The organism is Arthrobacter sp. UYP4 (genome assembly GCF_057291175.1).
This window is the reverse complement of sequence record NZ_JBXAVU010000001.1, coordinates 700831-716648: the sequence shown is the minus strand read 5'-3', so window position 1 is coordinate 716648 and position 15818 is coordinate 700831. Positions and strand designations below refer to the sequence as shown.

Genomic DNA, 15818 nt, shown 5'->3' with positions numbered 1-15818 from the left:
CGCACAGGGGCTCGCCGGCGGGACCGGCTACGGTCGCCGCGGCGGAGCGGTTCCCGTCCGGTCGGCACCCGGCCGGGCTGCGGTCGGGTCGCCGAGGGGTACGCGGGGGAGCGTCTCCCGGGACGCCAGCCAGACGGCGGCGGCGACGGCCGCCAGGGCGCCGGTGACCACGAAGGCCAGGTCGTAGGACCCCACGAACAGGCGGTCGATGATCACGCCGGCGACGATCGGCCCGAAGATCGCACCGAGGTCGGAGCTCATCTGGAAGCCGGCCAGGACCTTGCCGCCGCTGCGACCGTTGCCGATCACATCCGCGACGGCGGCTTGCTGGGCCGGGTTCAGGAGGCCGGTGCCCACTCCACCGAGCACGCAGATCGCCAGGAACACGACGACGTTGCCGGAGAATCCCAGGGCGGCCATGGCGGCGCCGTTCACCAGGAGCCCGGCGACCACCAGCGGCTTCCTGCCGACGGTGTCGGCGAGCCGCCCCGACACCGTCAGGGCCAGTGCGGTGCCCGCCGCGAAGAACGCCAGGGAGATGCCGGCGATCCCCGGCCCAGCGCTCAGGACCGCCGTCGCGAAGAGCGGCACCAGCGCCATGCGGATGCCGAACGAGGACCACCCGTTCGCGAAGCTCGACACGAGCGACGCCCGGTAGGCGGAGTCGCGGAGCGCCTCGCGGACCGTCAGCGGAGCCTGGTCGCGCGCGGCCTGGCGGTCGGCCAGGGACGTCCCCTGGAGCTGGAAGAAGACGACGGCGGAAGCGACGAGCAGGGCACCGGCGTAGACGAGGAACGGCACGCGGAGACCGAGACCCGCCAGCAGGCCTCCGAGGATGGGACCGCCGATGCTGCCGAGCAGGAAAGCGGTGGCGTAGGCACCGGAGACGCGGCCGCGGATGGCGGGTGGGGCCAGCCGGACGATCAGGCCCATGGCCGAGACGGTGAACATCGTCGACCCGATACCGCCCAGTCCGCGGAACACCATCAACTGCCAGTAGTCGGCGGCGAAGGCGCACGCGGCCGTGGACAGGGCGACGATGAGCAGCCCGAGGATGTAGACCGGGCGCTCGCCGAGCCTCTCGACGAGCCAGCCGCCCGCCGGTGCGAAGAGCAGCCGGGTGAGCGCGAAGGCGCTGACGATCACGGACGCCGCGGTCACGCCGACGTCGAAACTCTGCGCGAACTGCGGGAGGACCGGGGCCACGAGCCCGAAGCCGATGGCGATCACGAAGGCCGCGGCGATGAGGACACGGATCTCGCGGGGGATGCTCTCGCGCACCGGGGCGGGTTCCTGCGTCCGCGGGACCCGACGGCTCCCGGGGAGGAACCGGAAGGGGGAGTGCTTGCGCGCGCGAGGGAGTCCGGCCATGGTCCTCGCATTCTGCCACTGCGTCGACAGGATCCTCAATCGGCCCGTATGAGAAGGTGGATCAGTGAACGACATCCTTCTGCCTGTCATCTTCGTCATCCTCGCGATCGCCGTGATCGGGTCGCTCGCGATCCTCCTGGTGCGCGGCAGGCGCACGCCGCCGGGGCTCTACTCCTCACCGCGCGACGCCGACGACCAGGTGGCGGGCCCTGCCCACGGCGCCACGTCGCTGGATGTCCTCGACCAACCGGACGGTGTCACCACGGATGTCCTGGTGCCCGACGACCTCAGCGGCCTCGAGGAGGCTCCTCCCGCCGAGCGCCTCGACACCGTGGACCCGGTCCAGGGCCGGCTGGCGCGACTGCGTGCCCGCCTGGTGCGGTCGAACAACGCCCTCGGCAAGGGCCTCCTCGCCCTGCTGTCCAGGGACAGGATCGACGAGGACGTCTGGGACGAGGTCGAGGAGACGCTCCTCCTCGCAGACCTCGGCACCGAGCCGACCCTGGAACTGGTCGATGCCCTGCGCGAGCGGGTGAAGGTGGCCGGCAGCCGCAACCCGGCCGAGGTCAAGGACATGCTCCGCGAGGAACTGGTGAAGCTCGTGGACCCGTCGATGGACCGTTCCCTCGCCACGCAGCGCCATGCCGACCGCCCCGCGATCGTGATGGTGGTGGGCGTCAACGGTGTCGGCAAGACCACCACCGTCGGCAAGCTCGCACGCGTGCTGGTGGCCGATGACAAGGATGTGCTTCTGGGGGCGGCGGACACCTTCCGTGCAGCCGCCGCCGAGCAGCTGGCCACGTGGGGTGCCCGGGTCGGTGTGCCCACGGTCAAGTCCGACGTCGACGGCGCCGATCCGGCCTCGGTCGCCTTCGAGGCCGTGAAGGCGGGCATCGAGCAGGAGGTGGACGTCGTCCTCATCGACACGGCGGGACGGCTGCAGAACAAGGTCGGCCTCATGGACGAACTGGGCAAGGTCAAGCGCGTGGTCGAGAAGCAGGGCACCGTCGACGAGGTCCTGCTGGTCCTGGATGCCACCACAGGGCAGAACGGGCTCAACCAGGCGCGGGTGTTCGCCGAGGTCGTCAACATCAGCGGTATCGTCCTGACCAAGCTGGACGGCACCGCGAAGGGCGGCATCGTGGTGGCCATCCAGCGCAGCCTCGGGGTGCCCGTGAAGCTGATCGGACTGGGCGAGGGTGCTGACGACCTCGCACCCTTCGACGCCGAGAGCTTCGTCGACGCACTGCTGAACTGAGCCCGGGCGGGGCGCCCGGTCCCCGATCGGACGCCGGCAGCGATCCGACACAAGGGAAACCTGCCGGAAACATCGGTGTCACGCGTCTTTTACGTCGGTGAGAGTGTTGTAACTTGCCGGCAATGTGATGCCCCAGGGACGGAAACACGATCATCGCATTCTGGAGGAGCGGGAAGTCCCCGCCCCTTTGGAAGGATCGTGTTTGATGGATCTGACAGCAGGTCACGTCTGGGTGATGATCTCAGCCGCCCTCGTACTCCTCATGACCCCCGGCCTCGCCTTCTTCTACGGCGGGATGACGCGCGCCAAGGCCGCACTGAACATGATGATGATGAGCTTCGTCGCCGTCGGGCTCGTGGGAGTCGTCTGGGTCCTCTGGGGCTACTCGATGACCGGCGGGGACGGCGTCGCACAGCTCTTCGGCAACCCCTTCGCCTCCTTCGGGCTGACCAGCCTGATCGGGACCGAGGACCTCATCGGCGCCGGCTACGGGGCCACCTTCGCCATCATCACGGTGGCGCTCATCAGCGGGGCGATCGCCGACCGCGCGAAGTTCGGCGCCTGGACACTGTTCGTGCCGATCTGGGTCACCCTGGTCTACTGCCCCCTCGCCTTCATGGTCTGGGGTGGCGGACTCCTCAGCGCCGACGGCGCCGTCGGTGGTGCCGTCGGTGAGGCCATCGACTTCGCGGGTGGCACGGTCGTCCACATCAGTGCCGGCGTCGCCGCTCTGGTCCTCGCGCTGATCCTCGGCAAGCGGCAGGGCTTCGGCAAGGACCCCGCGCAGCGCCCCCACAACATCCCGTTCGTCATGCTCGGCGCCGCACTCCTGTGGTTCGGCTGGTTCGGCTTCAACGGAGGCGCCGCGGGCACGGCCGAGGAGGCCGGCCTCATCTGGGTCAACACCATGGCGGCCCCCGCGGCCGCGATGGTCGGCTGGCTCATGACCGAACGCATCCGCGACGGCCGCCCCACCTCCCTCGGTGCCGCATCGGGGATCGTGGCCGGACTCGTCGCCATCACCCCGGCCTGCGCCAACGTCAGCCCGATCGGCGCCGTGGGCCTCGGGATCGTCTCGGGAGCGGTCTGCGCCCTCGCCGTCGGCATCAAGTACCGCCTCGGTTTCGACGACTCGCTCGACGTCGTCGCCGTCCACCTCGTCGCCGGTATCGTCGGCACGCTGTCCCTCGGGTTCATCGCACTGCCCGTCGAGGGCGCGGGTGGCGGACTCTTCTACGGCGGTGGCGTCGGCCAGCTCGTCGCCCAGATCGTCGCGGCGGCCATCGCCATCGCACTGTCCGCGATCATGACCGCGATCATCGGACTCGCGATCCACAAGACCATCGGGTTCCGCGTCAGCTCCGACAACGAGGTGTCCGGCATCGACCTCTCGGAGCACGCCGAGACCGCCTACGAATTCGGCGGCCTGGGAGTGGGCGGATCCTTCCACCCCTTCGCCGAGCAGGCGCTGTCTCAGCAGAAGACCGCGCAGCCACAGACCACCCAGCAGAACGTCACGGAGGGCATACATTCATGAAACTGGTGACAGCGATCGTTCGTCCCGACAAGCTCGACGGCGTCAGGGGCGCCCTGGAGAACTACGGCGTGCAGGGCCTCACGGTCAGCCAGGCCAGCGGGTACGGCCGCCAGCGCGGCCACACCGAGGTGTACCGCGGGGCCGAGTACACGGTGGACCTCCTGCAGAAGGCGCGCGTCGAGGTCCTCGTCGCCGACGCCTGGGTCACCGACATCGTCGACGTCCTGGTCTCCACGGCCAACACGGGCCGGGCCGGCGACGGCAAGGTATGGGTGATCCCCGTGGAGGAAGCGGTCCGCGTCCGCACGGGTGAGCGCGGAGAGGCCGCACTCTAGGGACGGGGCAACACCGGGACGCCGGTCATACACAAGGAAGGGCTGCCACGATGTGGCAGCCCTTCCTTTGTGTATGCGTCGGGCCGGCGGCTAGGCCCGGCCGTGCGAGGACGGCCAGGACTCGGGCCCGCCCGACCCTGCCGGGTACTCCTCGAGCGGCACCCGGTCCTCCGACCAGGCGCGCAGGACCGGTTCCACGATGCGCCAGCAGTCCTCGGCGGTGTCACCACGGACGGAGAGGGTCGGATCTCCCGCGAGCACGCCGTCGAGCACCTCGCCGTAGGGGAGCAGGTCGGTCTCGTTGAGGTCCGCACTGAGGGTCGCCCGGTCGAGCGAGAAGATGTCGCCCGGTCCGTTGACGTCGAGTTCGAGCTGCAGGGTGTCGGGGCCGAAGCCGATGCGCAGCTTCGTCGGTGCGTCCTGCCCGGTGAAGCCGACGGGGAGGTGGCTGACGGGCCGGAACGTGATGACCGCCTCCTTGCGCTTGACGCCGAGGGCCTTGCCGGAGCGGAGCACGAACGGGACGCCCGACCAGCGTTCGTTGTTGATCGACACGGTGACCTCCGCGAGGGTCTCGGTGCCCCGCGACGGATCGACGCCGGGTTCCGCGGCGTAGTCGGGGATCTGCCGGTCGCCGATGGTGCCGGCGGTGTACCGGGCGCGACGGCTGCTGCCCGAGCTGTCGAGGTCCACCGAACTCGCCCGGAGGATCGAGCCGATATGGTCCCGCAGGTCGCGTTCGTGCAGGGTCGACGGCGCGTTGAGCGCCAGGAGGGCCATGACGTGCAGCAGGTGGCTCTGGATCATGTCCCGCAGGGCACCCGCGCCGTCGTAGTAGCGCGCGCGGTTCTCGAGCGCGAGATCCTCGTCGAAGATCACCTCGACCTTCTCGATGTGCAGGTTGTTCCAGACGGGTTCGAGGATCCGGTTGGCGAAGCGCAGCCCGAGGATGTTGAAGACCGTCGCCTTGCCGAGGAAGTGGTCCACGCGGTGGATGTTCTGCTCCGGGACGAGTCCGGCTAGCTTGTCGTTGAGGCTGTGCGCCGACGCCTGGTCCGTCCCGAAGGGCTTCTCCATGACGAGGCGCGTGCTCTTCGGCAGCGAGTCCGGCCCCAGGGCGCTGCAGGCCTTCTGGCTGATGGCCGGGGGCAGGGCGAAGTACAGCGCCACCGGCCCCTCCAGCGTCTGCACCAGGTCGGCCAGGCCGTCCTGGGTGACGTCGATTAGATGGTACGAGCTGTTGTCCCGCACCTGCTTGAGCGACGCCCGACCGGCGTCGTCGGCCTTCTCCAGGGCCGCGGCGAACGCCCCGTCGACGCGTTCGCGCCATTGCTCGTCCGTCCAGTCGTCGGATCCCGCGCCCACGAGCTTCAGCCCGTCGGCGCGCCCGAGCCGGATGAGCCGTGCCAGACCCGGGAGCAGCAGGCGCCCCGTGAGGTCCCCGGACGCCCCCAGGATGAGGAGTGTCTTGACCCGGGTGTCGGCCTCGGCGGGAATGGTGTCATGTTCTGCGAGAGAGTGAGTATCCACCTCTTCACCTTGCCACTTATCCCTGTGCCTGTCCCGCACTCGGGCAATGCGTCGCCGGTTGCGCTCCCGGGACGTGGTGCACCGCCGCCTGCCGCCGGAAGGACACCCCTCGGTGGACCCCAGTTGGTAGGCTTGGGAGTTGGATCTCCAAATCTCCCGATGAAAGTAGTTCACGGCACGTGTTCAATTCACTCTCCGACCGGCTGACTGCGACCTTCAAGAACCTCCGCGGCAAGGGCCGCCTCACCGAGGCGGACATCGATGCCACCGTCCGCGAGATTCGGCGTGCCCTGCTCGACGCCGACGTCGCAGTCCCCGTGGTCCGGGCCTTCACGGCCGCCGTCAAGGAACGCGCACTCGGCCTCGAGGTGTCCCAGGCCCTGAACCCGGGCCAGCAGGTCGTCAAGATCGTCAACGAGGAACTCGTGGGGATCCTCGGCGGCGAGACCCGGCGCATCAAGCTCGCGAAGAACCCGCCGACCGTCATCATGCTGGCCGGCCTCCAGGGCGCGGGCAAGACCACGCTCGCGGGCAAGCTGTCCAAGTGGCTCAAGGGCCAGGGGCACAGCCCCCTGCTCGTCGCCTGCGACCTCCAGCGCCCCAACGCCGTGCGCCAGCTCCAGGTCAACGGTGAGCGCGCCGGTGTTCCCGTCTACGCCCCCCACCCGGGTGTCAGCTCCGACTTCGAGGCCGCGACGGGCGACCCCGTCGCCGTGGCCCGCCAGGGTGTCGCCGAGGCGCGCGCCCGCCTGCACGACGTCGTCATCGTCGACACGGCCGGCCGCCTGGGCGTGGACGCCGAACTGATGCAGCAGGCCGCGGACATCCGCGCGGCCATCAGCCCCGACGAGGTCCTGTTCGTCATCGACGCGATGATCGGCCAGGACGCCGTCAACACGGCCCTCGCGTTCAACGAGGGCGTGGACTTCACCGGCGTCGTCCTGACGAAGCTCGACGGCGACGCCCGCGGTGGTGCGGCGCTCTCGGTCGCGTCCGTGACCGGCAAGCCGGTCATGTTCGCCTCCACGGGTGAGGGACTGAACGACTTCGAGCTGTTCCACCCGGACCGGATGGCCTCGCGCATCCTGGACATGGGCGACATCCTGACCCTGATCGAGCAGGCGGAGCAGTCCTGGGACAAGGACGAAGCGGCCCGGATGGCGAAGAAGTTCGCCGACCAGGAGGACTTCACGCTCGACGACTTCCTGGCGCAGATGCAGCAGATCCGCAACATGGGGTCCATGAAGAAGATGCTCATGATGATGCCCGGTGCCGCCAACATGCGCGAGCAGCTGGAGAACTTCGACGAGCGGGAGATCGACCGCGTCGAGGCGATCGTCCGCTCGATGACACCGCACGAGCGCGTCGCACCCAAGATCATCAACGGGTCCCGCCGCGCGAGGATCGCCCGTGGCTCGGGCGTGCACGTGTCCGAGGTGAACGGCCTGCTGGAACGCTTCACGCAGGCCCAGAAGATGATGAAGAAGATGGCTTCCGGAGGCGGCATCCCCGGGATGCCCGGCATGGCGGGCCCCGGCGGGTTCGGCGGCCCCCGCAAGACGAAGGCGGCTGCGGCCAAGGGCAAGAAGAAGCCCCGCTCGGGCAATCCCGCGAAGGCGGCCCAGGAGCTGCAGGACGCCGAGGCACGCCGTTCCGCCGCCCGTACCGCGGCACCCACCGGGGCCGCGTTCGGCGGCGGGCAGCCGGACTTCGACCCGTCGGCCATGAACCTCCCGAAGGGCTTCGAGAAGTTCCTCGGGAAGTAGCGCGGGCGGTGCCGAACCTCGAGCGGGTCGTCTTCGTCCACGGCAGCGGCAGCTTCGGCGCCGCGGCCTGGCCGAAGCAGCACGGACTGTCGCTCGACTTCGACTGCCTGTACCTGCGGCGGCACGGGTTCGCCCCGGAGGCGGATCCGCTGCCGACCGACCACGGCCGTGACCAGGAGATCGTCGCCGAGGCTCTGGGCGACGGCGGACACGTCGTCGCCCACTCGCAGGGCGCGGTCTCCGCGATGATGCTCGCCGTCGAACGCCCGGACCTCGTGCGCTCCCTCACCCTCGTCGAGCCGGCGTGCCTCTCCCTGACGGCGGACCTCCCTGCCACCCGTGCCCACATCGAGCTGATGGCGCCGCTGTTCGCCGAGCGCCACGCCCTGTCCGACGAGGAGTTCCTCCGCGCGTTCGTGCGCCGCATGTTCTCCGCGGACGCGCGGCCGGCCACCTCGGGGGAGGAGCGTCGGGATGCCGCGAGGCTGCGGCTGCAGAGCCCGCCGTGGGAGGCGCCGCTGTCGATCGTGCCCGGGGTGCCGACCCTGGTCCTCACCGGGGGCTGGGAGCCGCTCTACGAGGAGGTCGCCGAGTACCTCGCCGGGACCGGGGCCGTGCACCGCGTCGTCCCCGGCGGCCACCGCCCCCACGACACGCCGCAGGGGGACGCACTGATCCGGGCCTTCCTGCGCGCCGGTACCGTGCGGGCGGCGGCGTGACCGCCGTCCCGGCCCGCCGGGCGCCGTGACGCATCCCGAGGGGTTCCTCCACCTCACCGGTACGGTGCTGCTGTCGCCGACGCGCACGGTGCCCGACGTCTACGTGCAGCACGGCCGGTTCACCTTCGCGAGGCCGCCCGGCACCCCCGTGCAGACCCTCTCGGGCTGGGTGCTGCCCGGCCTCGTCGACGCGCACTGCCATATCGGGCTCGACCGGCGGGGCCGTGTGCCGGACGCCCTGGCCGAGCAGCAGGCCCTGCAGGACCGGGACGCGGGGACGCTCCTCGTCCGCGACGCCGGCGTCGTCAACGACACCCGGTGGGTGCAGCGCCGCGCGGACCTGCCGCGCCTGGTGCGGGCCGGCCGGCACGTCGCCCGTACCCGGCGCTACTTCCGCGACTATGCCGTCGAGGTGGAACCCGCGCAGCTGGCCGGCGCCGTGGCCGACCAGGCGAGGCTCGGGGACGGCTGGGTGAAGATCGTGGGGGACTGGATCGACCGGTCCGTCGGAGACCTCGTCCCCGCCTTCCCGCCCGCCGCGCTCAGGGACGCCGTCGACGCCGCCCACGCCGAGGGGGCGCGCGTCACCGCCCACTGCTTCGCCGCCGCGACGCTCGACGGCATGCTCGACGCCGGGATCGACTGCATCGAGCACGCCACGGGCATGCTGCCCCGGCACGTTCCCCGTTTCGTGGAGCAGGGTGTGGCGATCGTGCCCACGCTCGTCAATATCGACACGTTCCCGGTCATCGCCGACGGCGCGCAGCAGAAGTTCCCCGACTACGCGGCGCACATGCGGCGCCTGTGGGGTGGGCGGGAGGAGATGGTGCGCCGTGCCTACGACGCCGGCATCCCGGTCTACGCGGGAACCGACGCCGGCAGCGTGATCGCGCACGGCCGGCTCCCCGACGAGATCGCCGCGCTCGCCGCCGCGGGTCTCGGCGCGTCGGCGGCGCTCGACGCCGGCTGCTGGGCGGCGCGGCGCTGGCTCGGTTTCCCCGGCATCGAGGAGGGTGCGAGCGCCGACGCCGTGGTGTGCTCCTCCGATCCCCGCCAGGACATCGGCACCCTCGCCTCCCTCCGGGCCGTCGTCCTGCGCGGAGCCGTTGTGCGGACCGCGGCAGCGGAATAACTTGAAGCTTCAATTAGTTGTACGGGGTGACCGACCGTCGACCGCCCGAGGAGCCGCAATGCACCCGCAGGACCTGTTGCCCACCGACACCACCATGGGGACGCTGACCCTCAAGGTCGGCGACCTCGCCCTCCTGTCCACCTACTACGCCACGGCTCTCGGCCTCCAGGTGCTCGAGGACGGCGCCGACGCAGTCGTCCTCGGGCGCCGGGGGAAGGCCGCGGTCCGCCTCGAGGAGGCCCGGCACCTGCATCTCCCGCCGCGCGGGGAGGCCGGACTGTTCCACACGGCGCTCCTGTTCGCCGACCGTTCCGACCTCGCAGCGGCCGTCGCCTCGGCCGCCCGGCATCCGCTCAGCTCCTTCGTCGGCAGCGCCGACCACCTCGTCAGCGAGGCGTTCTACTTCACCGACCCGGAGGGCAACGGTATCGAGCTGTACTTCGACCGCCCGAGGGACACCTGGGACTGGTCGCAGGACGCGCGGGGGAACCGTTCGGTCGTCATGGACAGCCTGCCCCTGTCCCCGCAGGCGTACATCGACGAGCACCTCACCGAGGCGGCCGTGTCCGACGCCGCATCGAGGAGCGCGGACGTGGGCCACGTGCACCTGCAGGTGGGCGACGTCGACACCGCGCGCCGGTTCTACGTGGACGTGCTCGGCTTCGAGCGGACTGCGGGCTGGCACGACCAGGCACTGTTCGTGTCTGCCGGCGGATACCACCACCACATGGCCATGAACGTCTGGAACAGCAGGGGAGCCGGACCCCGCAAGGACACGCTCGGCCTGGGCGAGGTCCTGATCAGCGTGCCGTCCGCCGACGAGGTGGGCGCCCTGGCCGACCGGCTGTCCTCCGCGGGCGTCGCGAACCACTCCACGGGGGCCGAGCTGCGCTTCGAGGATCCCTGGCGCAACCGGCTGCGCGTGGCCGTCCCCGGCCAGGGCGGCGGAATCGCCTAATTTCCCGCCGTCTGGCACAATGGACTCGTACTCGATCCGTGCAGCCCCTCTCTCTGTGCGTGAATTGTGTCCTTTGAACCCCTCGAAATGGCCCGCCCCACGGGAGCAGGACGACGGGTTCGCCCCTTTTCATTTACAAGGAGTGACCACACAAGTGGCCGTAAAGATTCGCCTCAAGCGCATGGGCAAGATCCGCGCACCTTTCTACCGTGTCGTCGTCATGGATGCACGCTCCAAGCGTGATGGCCGTGCCCTCGAAGAGATCGGTAAGTACAACCCCACCGAGGAGCCCTCGTTCATCGAGATCAACTCCGAGCGTGCGCAGTACTGGCTCGGCGTCGGCGCCCAGCCGACCGAGCAGGTCTCCGTACTGCTGAAGATCACCGGTGACTGGCAGAAGTTCAAGGGACTCAAGGGCCAGGAAGGCACCCTGAGGACCAAGGCAGCCAAGGAGTCGTTCGTCGCCCCCGAGAAGGGCTCGGTGATCGTCCCCGAGGCCATCACGCCGAAGGCGAAGAAGAACGACGACGCCGCCGCGGAAGCCACCGAGGCAGAGTAAGTTGCTGGCCGAAGCTCTGGAGCACCTCGTCCGCGGCATCGTCGACAACCCGGACGACGTCCGGGTCTCCGCGAAGAACAACCGTCGCGGCGAGACGCTCGAGGTGCGCGTCCACCAGGAGGACCTAGGCCGCGTGATCGGCCGCCAGGGGCGCACCGCCCGGGCGCTGCGCACCGTGGTCGCCGCCCTCGCGGACGGCGAGCCGGTACGGGTCGACGTCGTGGACACCGACCGCCGCCGGGGCTGACCCCGCCAGAGCTTTCACGGCACGAACTTCCGATCGGCCCCACTACCAGTACCTGGTGGTGGGGCCGATCTCATGTACACCGACCACACCCAGCAGGAGCAGCGCGATGGAAGTACTGGTAGCCAGGATCGGCAAGCCCCACGGCATCCGGGGCGAGGTGACGGTCCAGCTCTTCACGGACGCTCCCGAGGACCGTTTCGAACCGGGCGAGACCTTCCGGGTCGAGGACGCCGCGGTGACCGAGCTGACCGTGGTCAAGGCGCGCTGGAACAAGGACATCCTGATCGTCGGTTTCGAGCAGGTCCCCGACCGCAACCAGGCCGAGACGCTGCGCGAGGCGAAGCTCTTCCTCGATACCGCCGGATCGGAGGACGCGGACGACGACGCCTGGTACGAGCACGAGCTCGTGGGACTGGACGTCCGGGTCGACGGCGAATCCGTGGGCAAGGTGACGGGCCTGCGGACCATGGCCGTCCAGGACCTCCTCGTCGTCGAACTCACCACCGGCCATGAGGCGCTCGTCCCGTTCGTCGGCGAGATCGTCCCCGACGTCGATCCCGAGGCCGGCTTCGTGACCATCGTGCCGCCGGCCGGGCTCTTCGACCTCAACACCCCGGGCTCCAATCAGGCGCCCGACGACGGCGACGACGTCGCAGCACCCGAGGGCGGGGCGCGCGGCTAGTGCGGATCGACGTCGTCTCCATCTTCCCGGAGTACCTCGCCGCCCTCGACCTGTCGCTCATCGGCAAGGCGCGGCAGGACGGCGTCCTCGACGTACGCGTGCACGACCTCCGCTCCTTCACGACGGACCGGCACCGGACCGTCGACGACACGCCCTACGGGGGCGGGGCGGGCATGGTCATGAAGGCCGAGCCCTGGGCGCAGGCCCTCGAATCCGTCCTCGACGGAGCCCCCGCGGCGGAGCGGCGCCCCACCCTGATCGTCCCCTCGCCCGCCGGCGCGGTGTTCGACCAGGCCATGGCGTACGAGCTCGCCGAACTCGATCACCTGGTGTTCGCCTGCGGCCGCTACGAGGGCATCGACGAGCGGGCGATCGACTGGGCGCGCGGGGACTTCGACGTCCGGCCCGTCTCGCTCGGCGACTACGTCCTCAACGGCGGGGAGGTGGCCGTCCTCGCCATGGTCGAGGCCGTGGGGCGCCTGATCCCCGGCGTCGTCGGCAACCCGGAGTCGCTCGTCGAGGAGTCCCACTCCGACGGCCTGCTCGAATACCCGGTGTACACGAAACCCTCGTCCTGGCGGGGCCGGGACATCCCCGAGGTCCTCCTCAGCGGGAACCACGCGAAGATCGCCGAGTGGCGGCGCCTCGAGCAGTTCCACCGGACGGCCGAACGGCGCCCGGACCTCCTGGCAGGCGTCGACACCGGGGCACTGACGAAGGTGGACCTCAAGGCCCTGCGCGCAGCGGGATTCGACGTCGTCGACGGCAGGCTGATCCGGCCGGAGCATTAGCAGTCTGCGCCGCCCCTGTGGAATAATCGTAGATTGTGTCCACTGGGCGGGACCCTGCCACAGGGGGAGTCCAGCCAACAGTTCCACACACCGGCCGCCGGACCTCCGGACCGACCGGGAATCCTTTCTTCGACGGCATTGCCCGGGTCCACGCCCGGTCCTTGACCGTCGTGACCAACGTGAATGACCTGTGGCGTTCACCAGGAGCATCAACATGCATATTCTCGATTCCGTTGACGCCGGATCGTTCCGCGACAACGTCCCCGACTTCCGCGCCGGCGACACCGTCAACGTCCACGTCAACATCATCGAAGGCAAGAACACCCGTGTTCAGATCTTCAAGGGCTTCGTCGTCGGCCGCCAGGGCGATGGCATCCGCGAGACCTTCACGGTGCGCAAGGTGAGCTTCGGAGTCGGCGTGGAGCGTACGTTCCCCGTCCACAGCCCGGTGCTCGACAAGATCGAGGTCGTCTCCAAGGGCGACGTGCGCCGCGCCAAGCTGTACTACATGCGCGAACTGCGCGGCAAGGCAGCCAAGATCAAGGAGAAGCGCGACCCCAAGACGGTCAAGTAACCTCCTGAAGGTGCACGAAACCCCCGCTTCCCGGTCTCCGGTCGGAGAGCACACGAAACGCCGGTCCCGCTGTACGGGCTGGCGTTTCGTGTTCTCCGCCGTCCTCGTCGCGGCCCTGCTCACGGGCCTCGTGCGCGGCTTCCTCATCGACGTCTACTTCATCCCGTCCGCGTCGATGGAACCCCTGCTCACCGAGGGTGACCGGGTGCTCGTCAGCAAGTTCGAGGACACGCGTGGCAGCGTGCGGCGCGGCGACGTCGTCGTCTTCGACGGCCGGGGGTCCTTCGACCCGATCACCGATCCGCGCAGTCTCCCCGAACGGATCGTCGCCGGGACGGGGCAGTGGCTGGGTCTCAGCGGCAGCGACACCGTGTACGTGAAGCGTGTCGTGGGTGTCGGCGGTGACCACGTGGTGTGCTGCTCTGTGGACGGTCGCCTGACCGTCAACGGGGACGGGCTGGACGAGCCGTACCTCCATCCGGGTGACGCGGCGAGTGAGAACCCGTTCGACGTCGTGGTGCCCGAGGGCCGCGTCTGGCTCCTCGGCGACCACCGTTCGGCCTCGATGGATTCCCGGTCCCTCCTCGGCGCGCCGGGAGGCGGGCTGATCGCGGAGGATCGGATCATCGGGCGTGCCTTTCAGCTAGTCTGGCCCCTTGACCGGTTCGCGCCGATCGAGCGCCCTGCCGGCTGATCCGGGAGGCCGGACCGGCGATCTCGTAGAACTTCCTCCGGTGGGTGGCCGCCGGGTATTCCGACCACAGAGGACACCAGCACATGGCACGGAGCTTCCGCAGGAAGTCACCCTCGGGCGCAGAGGCCCCCGCGACCAATGCACCCGATCCGGACACGGAGAGCGCCCCGGGGACCGCTGCCGACGACGCAGGCGACACCGGGAGGCCCTCGAAGCGCCGCAAGAAGGACGCCGACCACGGTTTCGGCGCGTGGCTGAAGGAGATCGCGACGATCGTGGTCATCGCGCTCGTGCTGTCCTTCCTCATCAAGACGTTCCTGTTCCGTGCGTTCTTCATCCCGTCGGGCTCCATGGAGGAGACCCTCGAGATCGACGACCGCATCTTCGTGAACCAGCTCGTGCCGCAGCCCTTCGACCTGCAGCGCGGCGACATCGTCGTCTTCCGCGACACCGAGGGTTGGCTGCCGCCCCAGGCCGCGGTCCAGGTGAGCTGGCTGAAGGAAGCGCTCATCTTCATCGGGCTCGCTCCCGACGAATCACAGCAGCACCTCGTGAAGCGCGTCATCGGGCTGCCCGGCGACCACGTCATCTGCTGCGATGCCGAGGGCAGGCTCACGGTCAACGGTGAGCCCCTCGACGAGCCCTACCTCTTCCCCGGCGCCAATCCCTCCGACCTTCCGTTCGACGTCGTCGTACCCGAGGGGAAGGTCTGGGTGATGGGTGACCACCGCAACGCCTCCGCCGATTCGCGGGCGAACCGGGACAAGCCCGGGGAGGGCTTCGTCGCGATCGAAAACATCGAGGGCAAGGCGGCCGTGATCGCCTGGCCGCTGACCCGCATCGGATTTCTGGGCAACCACCCCGACGTGTTCGGCGGTGTCCCCGATCCCGAGCCCGCGGCACAGCCCACCCCTGCAGGACCATGACCCCCCTCCGTAAGAAACGGTCCAGCGCCCCGAACCTCGGCGTCGAGAAGTCCTTCGCCGTCGACGGGCACCGTTACATCGCTGGATGCGACGAAGTGGGCAGGGGAGCGCTGGCCGGTCCCGTGTCCGTCGGCATCGTCGTCGTCGACCTGGCTGCCGCCACGGGCCTGCGCGGGGTCCGCGACAGCAAGCTGCTCCAGCCCGCGGAGCGTGAGGCGCTGGTCCCGCGCATCCGCCGCTGGTCCGTCGCGTCCGCCGTCGGGCACGCGACGGCGGCCGAGATCGACGCATTCGGCCTGATGGCCGCCCTGCGCGCCGCTGGGAGCCGCGCCTGGGCGACGGTGACGGAGGTCGTGACGCCCGACGCGGTCATCCTCGACGGCAACCACGACTGGCTGTCCGCCCGGTCGCAGGGCGCGCTCTTCGACACGGACGGCCGAACGGCGCCGGTCGAGTCGGTCGGTTGCACGGCGCCCGTCCACACCAGGATCAAGGCGGACCTGAAGTGCCTGAGCGTCGCTGCGGCGAGCGTGCTGGCGAAGGTGGAGCGCGACGCCCTGATGGTCGCACTCGCGGGGGACCATCCGGCGTTCGGCTGGGACGGGAACAAGGGGTACGCCACCGAGGGCCACCGCTCGGCCATCGACGCCGTCGGAGCGAGCGAGTATCACCGGAAGACGTGGCGCCTGGGAACCTCGGCGGGACCCGGCATGCCACGCGTCGAAAGTGGGGGATGATT

At 69.9% G+C, this 15818-nt stretch carries 17 protein-coding genes; 15 read left to right on the top strand and 2 right to left on the bottom strand.

What is annotated here, in order from left to right:
- Positions 1–27 precede the first annotated feature (27 nt).
- Complete coding sequence (locus tag AC0Z9V_RS03375) at positions 28–1371, bottom strand: MFS transporter (protein ID WP_485140691.1); 1344 nt, start codon at positions 1369–1371, stop codon at positions 28–30.
- Positions 1372–1435: 64 nt separating this feature from the next.
- Between AC0Z9V_RS03375 and ftsY the strand changes: the two genes are divergently transcribed.
- The 3 genes from ftsY to AC0Z9V_RS03360 all read left to right on the top strand — a co-directional run bounded on the left by ftsY (position 1436) and on the right by AC0Z9V_RS03360 (position 4501).
- The gene (gene ftsY / locus AC0Z9V_RS03370; RefSeq protein ID WP_208741381.1) at positions 1436–2629 is read left to right on the top strand and encodes a signal recognition particle-docking protein FtsY; all 1194 of its coding nucleotides are present in this window, start codon (positions 1436–1438) and stop codon (positions 2627–2629) included.
- Positions 2630–2834: 205 nt separating this feature from the next.
- The gene (locus tag AC0Z9V_RS03365) at positions 2835–4166 is read left to right on the top strand and encodes an ammonium transporter (RefSeq protein WP_459290086.1); all 1332 of its coding nucleotides are present in this window, start codon (positions 2835–2837) and stop codon (positions 4164–4166) included.
- Positions 4163–4501, top strand: a complete 339-nt coding sequence (locus AC0Z9V_RS03360; RefSeq protein ID WP_043445797.1) for a P-II family nitrogen regulator — start codon at positions 4163–4165, stop codon at positions 4499–4501. The genes AC0Z9V_RS03365 and AC0Z9V_RS03360 overlap by 4 nt, the downstream gene beginning before the upstream one ends.
- Positions 4502–4591: 90 nt before the next feature.
- On the opposite strand, the gene AC0Z9V_RS03355 is transcribed toward AC0Z9V_RS03360, so the two are convergent.
- On the bottom strand, positions 4592–6031 hold the full coding sequence (locus tag AC0Z9V_RS03355) for a glucose-6-phosphate dehydrogenase (protein WP_485140690.1): 1440 nt from the start codon (positions 6029–6031) through the stop codon (positions 4592–4594).
- A gap of 179 nt (positions 6032–6210) precedes the next feature.
- Between AC0Z9V_RS03355 and ffh the strand changes: the two genes are divergently transcribed.
- From ffh to AC0Z9V_RS03295, 12 genes are all read left to right on the top strand, one after another.
- Positions 6211–7797, top strand: a complete 1587-nt coding sequence (gene ffh, locus AC0Z9V_RS03350) for a signal recognition particle protein (RefSeq protein ID WP_133080696.1) — start codon at positions 6211–6213, stop codon at positions 7795–7797.
- A gap of 8 nt (positions 7798–7805) precedes the next feature.
- The gene (locus tag AC0Z9V_RS03345; RefSeq protein WP_485140689.1) at positions 7806–8516 is read left to right on the top strand and encodes an alpha/beta fold hydrolase; all 711 of its coding nucleotides are present in this window, start codon (positions 7806–7808) and stop codon (positions 8514–8516) included.
- A 25-nt stretch (positions 8517–8541) separates the two neighbouring features.
- Positions 8542–9648: an amidohydrolase family protein gene (locus tag AC0Z9V_RS03340; protein WP_485140688.1), complete on the top strand. Its 1107-nt coding sequence runs from the start codon at positions 8542–8544 to the stop codon at positions 9646–9648.
- A gap of 58 nt (positions 9649–9706) precedes the next feature.
- The gene (locus AC0Z9V_RS03335) at positions 9707–10606 is read left to right on the top strand and encodes a VOC family protein (RefSeq protein WP_485140687.1); all 900 of its coding nucleotides are present in this window, start codon (positions 9707–9709) and stop codon (positions 10604–10606) included.
- Positions 10607–10760: 154 nt separating this feature from the next.
- Positions 10761–11165, top strand: coding sequence for a 30S ribosomal protein S16 (gene rpsP / locus AC0Z9V_RS03330; protein ID WP_104118496.1), 405 nt, complete (start codon positions 10761–10763; stop codon positions 11163–11165).
- A 1-nt stretch (position 11166) separates the two neighbouring features.
- Positions 11167–11412, top strand: a complete 246-nt coding sequence (locus AC0Z9V_RS03325; RefSeq protein WP_104118497.1) for an RNA-binding protein — start codon at positions 11167–11169, stop codon at positions 11410–11412.
- A gap of 106 nt (positions 11413–11518) precedes the next feature.
- Positions 11519–12094: a ribosome maturation factor RimM gene (gene rimM / locus AC0Z9V_RS03320; protein ID WP_485140686.1), complete on the top strand. Its 576-nt coding sequence runs from the start codon at positions 11519–11521 to the stop codon at positions 12092–12094.
- Positions 12094–12885: a tRNA (guanosine(37)-N1)-methyltransferase TrmD gene (gene trmD / locus AC0Z9V_RS03315; protein ID WP_459268131.1), complete on the top strand. Its 792-nt coding sequence runs from the start codon at positions 12094–12096 to the stop codon at positions 12883–12885. Before rimM ends, trmD begins: the two co-directional genes overlap by 1 nt.
- 214 nt (positions 12886–13099) lie before the next feature.
- Positions 13100–13459, top strand: coding sequence for a 50S ribosomal protein L19 (rplS, locus tag AC0Z9V_RS03310; protein WP_087075993.1), 360 nt, complete (start codon positions 13100–13102; stop codon positions 13457–13459).
- An 88-nt stretch (positions 13460–13547) separates the two neighbouring features.
- The gene (gene lepB / locus AC0Z9V_RS03305; RefSeq protein ID WP_485140685.1) at positions 13548–14153 is read left to right on the top strand and encodes a signal peptidase I; all 606 of its coding nucleotides are present in this window, start codon (positions 13548–13550) and stop codon (positions 14151–14153) included.
- A gap of 83 nt (positions 14154–14236) precedes the next feature.
- The gene (lepB, locus tag AC0Z9V_RS03300) at positions 14237–15079 is read left to right on the top strand and encodes a signal peptidase I (protein WP_133080690.1); all 843 of its coding nucleotides are present in this window, start codon (positions 14237–14239) and stop codon (positions 15077–15079) included.
- The gene (locus tag AC0Z9V_RS03295) at positions 15076–15816 is read left to right on the top strand and encodes a ribonuclease HII (protein WP_459290070.1); all 741 of its coding nucleotides are present in this window, start codon (positions 15076–15078) and stop codon (positions 15814–15816) included. Before lepB (AC0Z9V_RS03300) ends, AC0Z9V_RS03295 begins: the two co-directional genes overlap by 4 nt.
- Positions 15817–15818 lie beyond the last annotated feature (2 nt).

Excerpts from the sequence above, each read along its gene's own strand:
- AC0Z9V_RS03375 (WP_485140691.1), bottom strand. The coding sequence starts at position 1,371 with ATGGCCGGACTCCCTCGCGCGCGCAAGCACTCCCCCTTCCGGTTCCTC.
- AC0Z9V_RS03365 (WP_459290086.1), top strand. The coding sequence starts at position 2,835 with ATGGATCTGACAGCAGGTCACGTCTGGGTGATGATCTCAGCCGCCCTC.
- AC0Z9V_RS03360 (WP_043445797.1), top strand. The coding sequence starts at position 4,163 with ATGAAACTGGTGACAGCGATCGTTCGTCCCGACAAGCTCGACGGCGTC.
- AC0Z9V_RS03335 (WP_485140687.1), top strand. The coding sequence starts at position 9,707 with ATGCACCCGCAGGACCTGTTGCCCACCGACACCACCATGGGGACGCTG.
- rimM (WP_485140686.1), top strand. The coding sequence starts at position 11,519 with ATGGAAGTACTGGTAGCCAGGATCGGCAAGCCCCACGGCATCCGGGGC.
- rplS (WP_087075993.1), top strand. The coding sequence starts at position 13,100 with ATGCATATTCTCGATTCCGTTGACGCCGGATCGTTCCGCGACAACGTC.
- lepB (WP_133080690.1), top strand. The coding sequence starts at position 14,237 with ATGGCACGGAGCTTCCGCAGGAAGTCACCCTCGGGCGCAGAGGCCCCC.
- AC0Z9V_RS03295 (WP_459290070.1), top strand. The coding sequence starts at position 15,076 with ATGACCCCCCTCCGTAAGAAACGGTCCAGCGCCCCGAACCTCGGCGTC.